Source organism: Bacterioplanoides sp. SCSIO 12839 (assembly GCF_024397975.1).
In the GTDB taxonomy this organism is placed as follows: domain Bacteria; phylum Pseudomonadota; class Gammaproteobacteria; order Pseudomonadales; family Oceanobacteraceae; genus Bacterioplanoides.
Genome location: NZ_CP073745.1, coordinates 1,258,200 through 1,270,703, shown reverse-complemented (window position 1 = coordinate 1,270,703; position 12,504 = coordinate 1,258,200). Strand labels below are relative to the sequence as shown.

General features: G+C 47.3%; 14 protein-coding genes. 5 read left to right on the top strand and 9 right to left on the bottom strand.

From position 1 onward, the window contains the following. Positions 1–12: 12 nt before the first annotated feature. The 3 genes from KFF03_RS05915 to lepB all read right to left on the bottom strand — a co-directional run bounded on the left by KFF03_RS05915 (position 13) and on the right by lepB (position 1,507). The gene (locus KFF03_RS05915) at positions 13–369 is read right to left on the bottom strand and encodes a glutaredoxin domain-containing protein (protein ID WP_255859630.1); all 357 of its coding nucleotides are present in this window, start codon (positions 367–369) and stop codon (positions 13–15) included. A 114-nt stretch (positions 370–483) separates the two neighbouring features. Further along, the gene (locus KFF03_RS05910) at positions 484–645 is read right to left on the bottom strand and encodes a hypothetical protein (RefSeq protein ID WP_255859629.1); all 162 of its coding nucleotides are present in this window, start codon (positions 643–645) and stop codon (positions 484–486) included. 31 nt (positions 646–676) lie between these two features. Then, positions 677–1,507 (bottom strand): signal peptidase I, encoded by an 831-nt coding sequence (gene lepB / locus KFF03_RS05905; protein ID WP_255859627.1) that lies wholly within the window; start codon positions 1,505–1,507, stop codon positions 677–679. A gap of 119 nt (positions 1,508–1,626) precedes the next feature. Here lepB and KFF03_RS05900 point away from each other — a divergent pair, with 119 nt between their 5' ends. The 3 genes from KFF03_RS05900 (at position 1,627) to KFF03_RS05890 (ending at position 6,354) form a co-directional block, all read left to right on the top strand. Further along, entirely contained in the window at positions 1,627–2,595 is a 969-nt protein-coding gene (locus tag KFF03_RS05900) for an alpha/beta fold hydrolase (RefSeq protein WP_255859625.1), read from the top strand. A 94-nt stretch (positions 2,596–2,689) separates the two neighbouring features. Further along, the gene (locus KFF03_RS05895; RefSeq protein WP_255859624.1) at positions 2,690–4,252 is read left to right on the top strand and encodes an ABC transporter substrate-binding protein; all 1,563 of its coding nucleotides are present in this window, start codon (positions 2,690–2,692) and stop codon (positions 4,250–4,252) included. A 35-nt stretch (positions 4,253–4,287) separates the two neighbouring features. Further along, on the top strand, positions 4,288–6,354 hold the full coding sequence (locus KFF03_RS05890; RefSeq protein ID WP_255859623.1) for a methyl-accepting chemotaxis protein: 2,067 nt from the start codon (positions 4,288–4,290) through the stop codon (positions 6,352–6,354). A 25-nt stretch (positions 6,355–6,379) separates the two neighbouring features. Here KFF03_RS05890 and KFF03_RS05885 read toward each other — a convergent pair whose 3' ends face one another. From KFF03_RS05885 to KFF03_RS05865, 5 genes are all read right to left on the bottom strand, one after another. Then, the gene (locus KFF03_RS05885; protein ID WP_255859621.1) at positions 6,380–7,723 is read right to left on the bottom strand and encodes a deoxyguanosinetriphosphate triphosphohydrolase; all 1,344 of its coding nucleotides are present in this window, start codon (positions 7,721–7,723) and stop codon (positions 6,380–6,382) included. 79 nt (positions 7,724–7,802) lie between these two features. After that, a complete protein-coding gene (locus KFF03_RS05880; protein WP_255859620.1) occupies positions 7,803–8,840 on the bottom strand; it encodes an aldo/keto reductase in 1,038 nt (345 codons plus the stop codon). Between the two features lie 48 nt (positions 8,841–8,888). Beyond that, positions 8,889–9,548, bottom strand: coding sequence for a DsbA family protein (locus KFF03_RS05875; RefSeq protein WP_255859619.1), 660 nt, complete (start codon positions 9,546–9,548; stop codon positions 8,889–8,891). A 49-nt stretch (positions 9,549–9,597) separates the two neighbouring features. Next, a complete protein-coding gene (locus tag KFF03_RS05870) occupies positions 9,598–10,053 on the bottom strand; it encodes a PaaI family thioesterase (RefSeq protein WP_255859617.1) in 456 nt (151 codons plus the stop codon). Further along, positions 10,050–10,559, bottom strand: coding sequence for a PaaI family thioesterase (locus KFF03_RS05865; protein WP_255859615.1), 510 nt, complete (start codon positions 10,557–10,559; stop codon positions 10,050–10,052). Before KFF03_RS05865 ends, KFF03_RS05870 begins: the two co-directional genes overlap by 4 nt. Positions 10,560–10,764: 205 nt before the next feature. Here KFF03_RS05865 and KFF03_RS05860 point away from each other — a divergent pair, with 205 nt between their 5' ends. Further along, positions 10,765–11,607, top strand: a complete 843-nt coding sequence (locus KFF03_RS05860; RefSeq protein ID WP_255859614.1) for an acyl-CoA thioesterase II — start codon at positions 10,765–10,767, stop codon at positions 11,605–11,607. Between the two features lie 33 nt (positions 11,608–11,640). On the opposite strand, the gene KFF03_RS05855 is transcribed toward KFF03_RS05860, so the two are convergent. Further along, positions 11,641–12,015, bottom strand: coding sequence for a hypothetical protein (locus KFF03_RS05855; RefSeq protein WP_255859613.1), 375 nt, complete (start codon positions 12,013–12,015; stop codon positions 11,641–11,643). Between the two features lie 165 nt (positions 12,016–12,180). On the opposite strand from KFF03_RS05855, the gene KFF03_RS05850 reads away from it, so the two are divergent. After that, positions 12,181–12,504 (top strand): response regulator, encoded by a 324-nt coding sequence (locus tag KFF03_RS05850; RefSeq protein WP_255859612.1) that lies wholly within the window; start codon positions 12,181–12,183, stop codon positions 12,502–12,504.

The following is a 12,504-nucleotide window of genomic DNA, read 5'->3' as shown; positions in this document are numbered from 1 at the left end:
AGAAAGTGAGTATCAGAAACGCTGATCCAGATACTCGAGAATGGCTTTGCGGCTGTATAACCAGCGTTCCTGCTGATTGTCATCAATACGCAGACAAGGTACACGGGGAGCACCACCACCGTGAACCAGTTCATTACGGTAGGCATTCACACGAATGACGTCTTTCTCAACGACCCTCAGCCCCAGCTTTTCACAATGGCGCTTCACTTCAATAGATGATGGGCAGGTGCGGCAAAAATAAAGATGCATTTTGCGAGAGGCACGATCCAGACGATGTTGTTCATCCTGGGAACGCTGGACTGGCTTAACCGGCATAACACGGTCGAGAAAGTCGGCGGCAAAGCCTTTCATTTGCTGGGTAAGAGTCATGCAATCACGCTCAAGAAGGAACGAGCGGCATTCTAAGGAGTTGGCGTCAAATATCCAGTAGCAATTGGTCAAAAAGTCGAGATATTTTCGGTTTAGCAAGATGTTGAAAAATGCTTAAGCTGTATTCAGGACTGATACCGAAGCCAACACAATCAGAATGGTGATAACCATTAACCAGCGGCTGCGCTGACAGAACTTACAGGGCTTCTTGCCAATGGGTTGCGAACGCTTAGCGAGCCGCGCCTGCTGAGCGGCTCTCGAATGAGAGGTAAACATACAGTGCTCCGTGTTTACCTTTTAGTATAGTTCAATCAATCCACTTGTTACGGCTAAACGAAGGAATATCGGTCCAGTTTTCCCAGTGCATCCATACAGCCACCGCTTTACCGACAATATTCTCTTCCGGAACAAAACCCCAGCCGCGGCTATCATGGCTGTTACCGCGGTTATCCCCCATCATAAAATAATGGCCTTGCGGTACTTTCCATTCCCCTTCAGGGCCAGCCCAAATTACTTTCTGGCTGGAGCGACGATCAACACCCACTACCCACTGAATCGCAGCATCTGCAGAATCTAACGACTCTTGAGCCAGATACTTACGCGGGTTATAAGGTGGTTCACCGCCCAGCTCCTGAGTCTCAACACGTTGACCATTAATGGTCAGCTGCTTGTTACGGTATTCGATAGTATCGCCGGGCAGACCAATCACCCGCTTAATAAAATAACGCGGATCATTGGGCGGGAAGAACACCATCACATCGCCTCGCTCCGGCATATCGATAGGCACCAGAGTGTTGCCAAATACGGGCATACGCAAACCATAATGAAATTTGCTTACAAGAATAAAGTCGCCCTTGATCAGGCCTGGCTCCATTGACCCGGATGGAATCTGAAACGGCTCAGCGATAAAAGATCGCAACACAAACACAATGGCCAGCACCGGGAAAAACGACTTCCCTTGTTCAATGATAAAAGGCTCTTTCTCAGCGGCGGCAATATCATCAACATGCGCCATGCGCTCTTCAAGTTCCGCAACCTTAGCCTTACGTTGCTTCTCAAACCAAAGCTTATCAGCCAGTGCAATTAAGCCCGTTACCGCGGTGGCAATCATCAGAATCAGGGGAAAATCGATATCCATGGAGTTTTCTTACAACAAGTCACAATAAAGTCCGGCATTCTACCCCCCTGTTCATATTTACGCGAGCAGCTAGACTCTTTCTTACTGAGATTCTGATAACCGTTAACCCATCAAAGACCATGACTCAATTTCAGACCGCTGACGGCATCCAACTTGTCTACGAAACCTTTGGCCTGGCACAACATCCGGCTGTTATTTTGATTATGGGGTTAGGAGCTCAGATGCGGGTTTGGCCCGACGAACTATGCCAACGCGTTGCGGATGCTGGCTACTATGTTGTCCGCTTTGATAACCGCGATGTCGGTGACTCATCACACATGAAAGACCAAGGCTCGCCCAGCCTGCTGAAAACCTGGTTACAACAGAAGATGCAACGCCCGGCTGACGTGCCCTACACGCTAAAAGATATGAGCCGTGACGTGTTATCTCTGATGGACGAACTGCAGCTGCACAGCGCTCATCTGGTTGGTGCTTCCATGGGTGGCATGATTGCTCAGATCCTGGCTGCAACCAAACGCAAGCGGGTACGCAGCCTGACATCCATCATGTCGGCAGGCCGGGCACCAGGCTTACCCGACCCGAATCTGAAAGTGTTACTCCAGCTGGCCAAACGGCCAACACCAGTAAACCGCGAAGCTTCTATCCGTTACACCATGCGCATGAATCGTTTAATTGGTTCGCCGGCCTACCCCATGAATGACATCGAATTGCGGCAACTGGCCGAAACTAGTTATGAGCGGGCAGGCTCGCCTTGTGGCTTTAAACGTCAGCTGGCTGCCATTACAGCTGCCGGTGATCGTCATCACTTGCTACAAAAAATCAAAGTACCGGCATTAATCATTCATGGATCTGATGACCCGATCATCCCTGCCCGCATGGGCGCAGATACCGCTGCAGCCATCCGTAAATCAAAACTGAAAGTCATTCAGGGGATGGGGCACGACTTGCCCCCGGCACTGATGCCTAAACTCAGTAAATTGCTGATTAAACATTTGCAGAAATCGGAGAATAAATGGCAGAAGCGCTTAGCAAAAAAGTTGACGGAACACCAACCAGAGCTCCCCTTCCAACAACTCAACACACGATGATTAATGATACATATCATTATTTATAGCGATAAGAAGATATTCCAAATTGCTCTGCTAAAGTTAATGGGATTATTCACTGTTAATGAGATGTTTCATGGCGAATTCATTACGCTTATTAATGCAGAGCTGCTTGATAACCCTGTTGATTATCAACTCCGCCAAAGCTGCCCCAACGCCGGGGTCACACGTCAAAGTCTACGTACCCAGCTTGCCTTATCTATATGTATCCCATGCGATTAATGGCGCGCTTTTAAAACCGGCCAATAACAGCAGAAGTTGGGATTATGACCTGGCAACATCATACCGTCAGCTCAGCGATACTGAATATGAATTCTCTCTGAGGCAGGGTGTGGTTTTTCAGGATGGTAGCCGTTTTGATGCAGATGCCGTGCTTGAAAATATGCGTTACTTTAAAAAAGCACCTTTTCTGTTCAGTAAGTTTCACGAATATTATGATCGCACAGAAAAAGTAGATGACTACACGGTTCGCTTTCACCTGAAAGCTAAGTACGGATCTTTTATCAATGACGTCATCTGGTTGCATTTTTATACCACCGATTACCTGAAAAAATTTGGTTGGAATGGTAAAGCAACCTGCCCCAATCTGGCGGAGCCAGGCCCCTATGCCACCGGCCCGTATATTCTGAAAGAAGGCTACATTGAAGGTGACCGCAATACCCCTAAAGCCGTTTTGGTCGCTAACCCGAATTATTACGACAAAGACCTGGTAAAAGTCGAAACCATTACCGTCTATACCCAACTGGACTCCGATATTGCTTTGGAAGAAGTGACCGACAGCGAAGGTCAGCTGGATATCATGCCAATCCCGGTTACAGAGGTTGCATCGGTCATGACCTCAGCGTACTCCAAGCTGATCAGCGGCCCATCCAATGACAATATTGCCATTCACATCAATATGATTACTGGCAACCCAAAACTAAAAGACAAAAAGATACGCAAAGCGCTGAATCAAGCACTGAATCAGCAGGCTATTATCAAAAATTCCTTTTTTGGCTTTGCTGAAAGTAAGCCGACACTGGCTTCCCCTAACTTTCCCGGTGTCAACCAGGTCGCCAAATCATTAAAAGCATATTCAGATGTACAAAGCCCGAAATCCATACGCCAGGAATTAACCAACACACTCAATGGCCTGAAACTGAAAGTTCTTACGCAAGAACGGTTTATGTTTTTGTGGAAATCTATCGATCGTGACCTTCGCAAAGTCGGGGTAGAACTGGAGTTTAAAATCACCCAGAACGAAACGGTTATTTTTGAACAATTATTATCAACCAATGCCGGAAAGAACACCATGGAGTGGGATTTACTGGTCTGGGGGGATGATGATTGGTACTTCAACCATCCATGGTCTGCGTTTTTTGTTTACAAAACAGACAGTGTCTGGAGCACTATCAGTCCTGATCCAACGATGAATGCTTATATCGATACCATGCTGACAGAAACACTGAACACGGATGCCTCAACACAAATCATCCGCAAAATCATGAAACGTGCTTATGACAATGCTTACATGTTATTTGTACCTGCGCCCAAAAAAGTCATGGCAGTTAATCAGGAAGTGAATTTTACGCCATATAAGATGGCAACCATTCCGTTATGGGAAGTAGAAGTGACAGACCAACACTGGTCAGTGAAGTAGTTTTTAAGACAGATTCATACGGACAAGGTTAAATTATGTTTTCTTCATTAAAATATCGTTTGATGGGCATTCTGATTGCCATTGGCATTATCCCGGCGATCATTATTGGTATTATTTCGTTTTATATTTCAAGCGACTCCCTGAAAGAGTATGTCTTTTCTCAACTGACAGGCACACGTGATGTGATGCATAACCAGATCGAGAGTTATTTCCGAAATGCCGACCAGGATGTCGAGTTATTGGCCAATAGTCATGAAGTAAAATCACTTTACCGCGCCGCTAAAGTTTATAAAAAGCGTGAAGAAATCAGTGCTCAGCAACGCATTAATACATCGACCTTTGAGTATCAAGAGTTATGGTCTGAAATGGGGGAAACTATCAAAAGTTTCGCGGAAGCTAAAGGTTATAGTGATGCCATGGTGATCACTGCTGATACTGGTCATGTTATTTACACAACACTTAAAAATGAAGATTTTGGTTTGAGCTTGCAACAAGCTTCCGATAACCCGCTATACGCTATTTGGAACCGGGTCGTACAAACAAAACAAAAACAATACCAGGACTATAAGCGTTACGTTTATCAGAATAATGAGCCGGTGGCATTCATTGCAGCGCCCGTTTTGAATCTGAAACAGGACGTGATTGCAGTAATTGTGCTGCAGCTTTCCAGAGATATCCTCAACAGTATTATGGCGCAGCGCTCCGGCATGGGAGAAACCGGAGAAAACTACTTGGTTGGGCCAGATCATCAGATGCGTTCTGATTCCTATCTGAATCCGGGAAAGTTTTCTGTTATTAATGCATTTTCGCAATCCAATAAAGCAGAAAGTGATGCGATCAATAATGCGCTACAAAATAATAAAGGAACGGTCGTTTCTGAGAGTTACCTGAACTCAGAAGTGCTGACGGCTTATACTCCGATCCAATTTGGTCAGCATACCTGGGCACTGATTTCAGAAATCAGCCAAAAAGAAGCATTTTCAGCCATCAATAACATCACAACAATTATTATTGGTATTACCCTCGTATCCGCTGTGATTGTTGTTTTAATTGCCATATATATCAGTACCTCGATCACCTCACCCGTAAATAAGATGACGGAGTTCCTGAATGAGTTAGCGCTAGGCCATACGGCGCAACGACCTAAGCTGAATCGTAGTGATGAAATTGGTCAAATGGCAAAGTCCCTCGACAAACTGGCCAGCTACCTGGATGAAGTATTAGTACGCGGTTTAAAAAATATTGCTGAGGGCGATTTAACACAAAATATTACGCCACAGGATAGTGGCGATGTGATCAGTCATGCTCTGATAAAAACCAATGAAGGTTTGACCGGAATCATTAATGATATCTGTGGTTATACCAACCACCTGGTAGATCAGAGTAATAAAATTCTCACTTCCAGTGATCATATGTCAGCCAACTCTGACGAATCACAACAAGCACTGGAGTCAATTTCTGTTTCTTTATTAGAGGTCGGTAAAGTCACCGACAATACCGCAGAGCGAACCACTGAAGCTGATAACCTTGGGGTAGCGGCCGCTAAATCGGCTATTGAAGGGAAACAACAAGTTGGCAAAGCGGTCACCGCGATGGAAGACATCAAAACGGCCACCGATAATATTTCATCCATTCTGGTCGCCATTGAAGGTATCGCTGAGCAAACCAACTTATTGGCCTTAAATGCCGCGATTGAGGCAGCCCGAGCCGGTGAAGCCGGTCGTGGTTTTGCCGTGGTAGCCGATGAGGTACGTACACTGGCGTCACAAAGTACCAAGGCAGCAAATGAGACCGCTGAACTTGTGAAGATTGTTGTAGAAAAAACACAAATCGGATCAGAAATTACTCAAACTTCCGCAGAAAGTTTGTCCGAGATTGTTGAAGCCGTTGAACAGGTTTCAGTCATTATGGGGGATATCTCTCGAGCATCGATTGAACAATCTGGTGCAGTCAGTGAAGTGAACGAAAATCTGATTAAAATTGCTGATATGAACAAGCTGACGTCCGATAATGCCAGCCAGGGCCAGGAAGTTGCTCAAGCATTGGCATCTTTCTCCAGCGGCTTGCAGGAAATTGTGGCTAAGTTTACTTTAAGAAAATAATTCGTATCAGAAGACCGCCAGGTTATCAGCCTCTTTGTGGCGGCTGATAACCTGAAAACTGGCGCGCTAACTCGGCAGCATAGTTATCCGTCATGCCAGAAATGTAATCAATCGCACGCATATAAGATTCGTACAAACTCCAGTCTGGCTTGGGTGCCGATTTTCCCATTAATTCCAGAATACGCTGATTACGGAACGTAGCCTGGCCGTGTTCTTTGTGCTCACGAACCGCCGTTAAAAAGGCCTCCAACAAAATACCCAGCGTCGAATATGAACCAATTTCAACCGATAACTTACGGCTGTCTTTAAATATTCGCTGGCGTGCCAAGTCTTTTGCAGCACGAACGACATCGGCAACCGGCCCGGTACAATACTCAACTAAGTCACCACTCAGTGTCCCGGCTAACAACGCTTCCTGCTGTTTCACAAAGGCCTGGCTCACCGCATTGACCATGGCTTCCATCACCTGTCCACGTAACATCTGTAAACGACGACGATCATTATCAGCCAGATCCAAATCGATACTCGAAGTAGCCCAGTCTTCTGCCAATAAAGGCTGTAATAAATCTTCCACTTCCTGGTAACGTAACAACCCCATTTCGATGCCGTCTTCCAGGTCGATCAGGCCATAACAAATGTCGTCTGCCGCTTCTAATAAATACACCAACGGATGACGGCACCAGGCATTATTTCCGGTTTTAATGAGCCCCAGTGTTGTCGCCACTTCCTGTAAGATGGGTAATTCAGTTTGATAACAACCAAATTTTTTGCGCTCCCCACGAGCCACGTAGTCAGAGGTCCACGGGTATTTCAGGAAGGCGCCCAAGGTTCCATAAGTCAGACGCATGCCGCCCTGAAAGCGGTGATATTCTACTTGAGTGACAATTCTCAAGCCCTGGGCATTACCTTCAAAAGTTTTTAAATCCTGTTGTTCGGCTTCACTTAAGCCTTCCAGAAAATGCGCATTCTGTGGCTCCTGAAACCAGTGGCGAATCGCGTCTTCGCCGGTATGACCATAAGGTGGATTACCAATGTCATGGGCCAAACAGGCAGCCTGTACCATGGCACCGATGTCGGCCGGGGTGATGTGTTCTGGTAGTTGGTTTAACAGTGCCTCTCCCACCCGCGTACCTAACGAGCGTCCCACACATCCGACTTCCAGGCTGTGGGTTAAACGGCTGTGAACGTGATCATTTTCAGACAGAGGATGAACCTGGGTCTTGCGATCCAGGCGGCGGAACGCCGAGGAAAAAATAATGCGGTCATAATCCTTATGAAAAGGCGAACGCCCCAAATCAACCGCCAGTGTGCCCTGAGGTTCACCAAAACGGATTGGTGATAACAATTGCCGCCAGTTCATTGTGCTCATAATGATTCCTTTTGTTCACTGTGAACATAACACACTGGCGTAACAAATAAATTAAAACGCCTTTGAATGATTCGGTGTATCAAAACACCGCTGGGTATTCACGACGAATCGCTTCAATACCGGCTAAGACTTCATCAGATAAACTGACATCAATGGAATCAATATTGGTTTTTAATTGCTCCATAGACGTTGCGCCAATCAGGTTGGACGAGACAAACGGTTGCTGATTCACAAATGCCAGCGCCATTTGGCAAACATCAAGATCATGTTCATTCGCCAGGGCAATATAGCGCTCAACAGCCGCATCCAGTAAAGGGCCGTTACGATGTTCCGCCCGGGTTTCAATGGTTAAACGAGCGCCAGCTGGCTTAGCGCCATTAAGGTATTTACCACTGATGATACCGCGTGTGAGTGGCGACCAGGCCAATAAACCACAATCTTCGGCCAGAGCAATTTCACTTAAATCCGGCTCAAAATAACGGCATAACAAGGAATATTCGTTTTGAATGCTGGCCATTCGTGGCAGATCATATTGTTCCGCCAGCTGCAGCCACTTTTGTGTTCCCCAAGCGGTTTCGTTGGACAATCCGACATGACGAATTTTGCCTTGCTGAATTAATTCCTGATAGGTTTTCAACACTTCGAGAAAATTATCCTGCTCTTGCTGCGCATCAAACTTCGGAGCAAATCCCCAGGTTTTACCAAAGTGATAGGAACCGCGATTTGGCCAATGCATCTGATACAAATCGATATAATCGGTTTTTAATCGTGTCAGGCTGTCTTCCACCGCACGAATGACATTATCACGATTAATAATGTCGCCATCCCGAATCCAGGCTAATCCCGGGCCTGTGATTTTTGTCGCCAGAATCACTTTATCGCGGTTGCCGCGCTCCTGAAACCAGTTACCAATAATGGTTTCGGTTGTACCGTAGGTTTCGGGAGATGGCGGAATGGCGTACATTTCGGCGGTATCAAAAAAGTTAATACCACGCTCCAGAGCGTAATCCATCTGCTCAAAACCGTCAGCCTGGGTATTTTGTTTGCCCCAGGTCATGGTGCCCAGACCAATCAGGCTGACATCAAGGTTGGTACGTCCTAACTTACGGTATTGCACAGACAAATCTCCGCCGAATAAAACGTCGATTTTAAACAGCGTTAGGCGTTAACACCAGCTCGCTTCATCCTGTGGATTTTTTAATAATTCTTCAACATTGGCAGACAACACCCGGTAGCCAACATTGCCGTATAACACCTGGCGCCCGCCATCCATCACATACGATGGGCTGCCTTTTATGCCCTGCTGGCGCGCCTTTTGGTAATCACTCATCAAAGCAGCCATCGCAGTGCCATTCACTACTGACTGTTGAATCGCATCAACATCCAGCTGGTGTTCTGCGGCCAATACATACAAAGTTTCCAACTGGCCAATATCACGATTTTCGATAAAGAAAGCTTTGCGTACACACAACGCCATTTCTGCTGCAATATGACAGCCACACTGTAATTCAACCGCTTTCAGAAACAGATGTGCATTCGCTGACGTTGCCGGCCGCACCTGTTGCCACAGTTCACTGTGTACCGGCGCATTTTCATAATCCGCAGCAGAGTGCTGAACATGCTGAGCAAAGCCGTCGTAGCCACCCCGAGCCTGCCATTGATTGGCCATTTTTTCCGGCACGTTACCGAAAATATCAACGTAGTGATATTTCAGCTCGATTTCTCCGGGCCATTGTTTTTCCAGCTCTTCAATACGACGCTGGGCAATCCAGGCCCAGATACATAAGACATCAGTGTAATAATCAATGACCAACGGGGTTGCCATAAACTCTCCTGCGATAAACGCTAGCGAAAAATAATCGCAGTCTGAGGAATTAAGACCGCGACAATAAAAAGTGTGCCCGAGCCGTTGCGATAGGGTTCTCACGCGTTGTTTGCCAGGCATTAATAGCGACGTTGGCGACGCGATTACCCTGACGCCACACCTGACATTCCGCAAAGGTGTCCTGATGGCGCCCGGCGCGTAAATAGTCGAGCGAAAAATCAATCATTTTTGGCGTCGTTGCACAATCCATATTCATCATCAGGTGCAGCGAAGCAGACAACTCCATAAAACCACCAATCACACCACCATGGATGGCCGGTAAAATCGGATTACCAATGTTGTTATCGTTTTTGGGCAGGTGAAATAACACATCATTCCCCAACCGCTGAAACTGCAAACCAATTAACCCCGCATAAGGGATTTTATCCACCACGGGCTGAAACTCGCCGGTTTGCTGCGCCAGCAGTAAGGTTTCAGAGAAAGTTTTATCATTGGATGCATTCATGCGTTATCTCCGGATTCAATACGAGCGCGAAAATCAGCCGGAGTCATATCAGCCCCGATCCGCATAAATGTGGCAGAACATTTAGCAATCAAATTGCCATCAGGCTCACTGCTGGATGAATACTCCGCCGCGTGTTCACACTCGTATACCCGACATTCGGTAAACACGACCTGGCTGGCAATACGGATCACCCGAGCGACGGCCAATAAATCGTAGCCCGAGCGAGCGCCCTGCATATAATCGAGCCGCAAATCCAGCGTCGGGCAGAGTTCAAAACCCGGTAAAATGGCAAACACGGCGGTACCGCTGGCGGTGTCTACCAACGTTGTCAGGCTGCCACCATGCAGTGTTCCACTATCCGGATCGCCAATCACCTGTGGCTGATAAGGCAAGCGCATGGTCACACTATCATCCGTTGCGGACACCACAGACAAATCGAGTACCTGGCCATGCTGCAAGGTGGCCAGAAAACGTTCCGCCCGGGTTTTAATGGAAAGCTCAGTCATATCTCGCTTCTTTGTTTTCAATCAGTTATCACTGAGTTATACCCGAATAGCGGCGTTAGACAATGATCAAACTGTCTGACCAGAGTAGCATTTCTGCCAGCACTATATTCCAAAAAAGGAATATTAAGCCAAATCGTTGCTGTTGTTCAAATCAAACACGTACACTGCGTTCTTTTTTATGCAAGATACTGAAGCGGCACATCACATGAACAACCTTGATCACTATCTGGCCAGCGCCACAAGCGCAGAAAGCATTACTATTGACTCCAGCTGGGGACAGGGGCGCACCATTTTTGGTGGCATGTCGGCAGCATTGTTGCTCAAAAAACTGAACCAGCAGAATCCGGACTCAGGATTATTACGTTCATTGAACATCGCGTTTTGTGGACCACTCTTCAGTGATCAGCCTTGTTCAATCAACACCCGGGAGATTCGCGCCGGTAAGTCCATTGCTCATTGGCAGGCAGAGCTGATTCAGGACGATAAAGTCGCGACCATGGTCACGGCCTGCTACGGTCGCCAACGCGACAGTGACATTCACGTTGCTCATGAAAATGTCGATTGCCAGCCTCCGGAGAGCGGCCAGAAGCTGCCCTACATTAAGGGGATGACGCCGGAATTCACTCAGCACATCGACTTTATTTACCATGGCGGACAACTCCCGTTCACCAACAGCAAACTGAATCACCTGAAGGGGTTAATGCGTTTTTCAGGGGTATCGGGAAAAGAGCTACCGGAAAAAGAGCTATCAGGAAAAGAAGAACTGACGGAAGAACACCTGGTGGCATTGATTGATGCCTGGCCGCCGACGGTACTACAGAAGATGAAGTCCATGGCACCTTGTGCCACGGTGACCTGGCAACTGGAACTGGTGACGCCCATCAGCCAGTTAACACGTCCGATAATGACTGACGAGTATTTAACCTATGAAGCGGAAATCCGCCAGGCTCACGACGGTTATGCTCATACCGAAGCACGCATTGCCACTCAGGATGGGGTGTTATTGGCCCTAAGCCGTCAGCTGATCGCAATTTACGACAAACGCTGAGCGTCCTCTCAGCTATTTATCAGACCAAGCCATTTATTCGACCGGGCGCAGTTTCAGCACCACATAGCTGGTGTGTTGCGGCCGGGTAAAGGTACCACTCACCTGCCGTTGAACACCTGCCAGCATATACTCGGTTTGCCCGGCAACTTCCTGGGTGTTTTTTTCAATAAAACTAAAAATTTCTCCCTGATCCTGGGTGACCTTATGCGCCACCCAAATCAGCTGCACCCCTTGAGTTTCACCGGGATTAAACAACCGCATCTGATAATCACAGCTGGAACCATGGCAAAACACCTGCAGATCCTCGTAATAAATACTCTGGCTGCGCTGCCAGCCATATACAGCCAATACCGCCAGCAATATCAGCGCAATGACGGTTAATACCTTCTGTCTGATCGTACTTTTCATAATTCCGCCCGGCTGCCGCACTGATAACAACCAAAAGTAACACATCAGAATTTGATGATTCACCTTTGGACAACTATTACTTATAGAGACTTATTCATTGGTTCTGCAGATATTATGGCGATTAAGGTATTGATTTGCGACGACTCCAGTTTCGCGCGCAAACAAATGAAACGGGCTCTCCCCCCGGAATGGGATATTGAAGTGAGTTTTGCCGGGGATGGCGTGGAAGGTCTGGAGCAAATTCGCCAGGGCAATGGTGAAGTGGTGTTTCTTGACCTGACCATGCCTAACCTCGATGGCTATGGCGTGTTAGAAGTCATTCGCAAAGAAGATTTACCCGCCATGGTGCTCGTTGTCTCAGGCGATATTCAACCCGACGCTCAGGAACGTGTCCGTAAGCTCGGAGCGATGGCCTTTATTAAAAAACCCATCGACGCTGACAAAGCACGCACCGTACTGGCCGAATACGGCATTCTGACGGGGGCCTGA

Excerpts from the sequence above, each read along its gene's own strand:
- KFF03_RS05915 (WP_255859630.1), bottom strand. The coding sequence starts at position 369 with ATGACTCTTACCCAGCAAATGAAAGGCTTTGCCGCCGACTTTCTCGAC.
- KFF03_RS05910 (WP_255859629.1), bottom strand. The coding sequence starts at position 645 with ATGTTTACCTCTCATTCGAGAGCCGCTCAGCAGGCGCGGCTCGCTAAG.
- lepB (WP_255859627.1), bottom strand. The coding sequence starts at position 1,507 with ATGGATATCGATTTTCCCCTGATTCTGATGATTGCCACCGCGGTAACG.
- KFF03_RS05900 (WP_255859625.1), top strand. The coding sequence starts at position 1,627 with ATGACTCAATTTCAGACCGCTGACGGCATCCAACTTGTCTACGAAACC.
- KFF03_RS05895 (WP_255859624.1), top strand. The coding sequence starts at position 2,690 with ATGGCGAATTCATTACGCTTATTAATGCAGAGCTGCTTGATAACCCTG.
- KFF03_RS05890 (WP_255859623.1), top strand. The coding sequence starts at position 4,288 with ATGTTTTCTTCATTAAAATATCGTTTGATGGGCATTCTGATTGCCATT.
- KFF03_RS05885 (WP_255859621.1), bottom strand. The coding sequence starts at position 7,723 with ATGAGCACAATGAACTGGCGGCAATTGTTATCACCAATCCGTTTTGGT.
- KFF03_RS05875 (WP_255859619.1), bottom strand. The coding sequence starts at position 9,548 with ATGGCAACCCCGTTGGTCATTGATTATTACACTGATGTCTTATGTATC.
- KFF03_RS05870 (WP_255859617.1), bottom strand. The coding sequence starts at position 10,053 with ATGAATGCATCCAATGATAAAACTTTCTCTGAAACCTTACTGCTGGCG.
- KFF03_RS05865 (WP_255859615.1), bottom strand. The coding sequence starts at position 10,559 with ATGACTGAGCTTTCCATTAAAACCCGGGCGGAACGTTTTCTGGCCACC.
- KFF03_RS05860 (WP_255859614.1), top strand. The coding sequence starts at position 10,765 with ATGAACAACCTTGATCACTATCTGGCCAGCGCCACAAGCGCAGAAAGC.
- KFF03_RS05855 (WP_255859613.1), bottom strand. The coding sequence starts at position 12,015 with ATGAAAAGTACGATCAGACAGAAGGTATTAACCGTCATTGCGCTGATA.
- KFF03_RS05850 (WP_255859612.1), top strand. The coding sequence starts at position 12,181 with ATGAAACGGGCTCTCCCCCCGGAATGGGATATTGAAGTGAGTTTTGCC.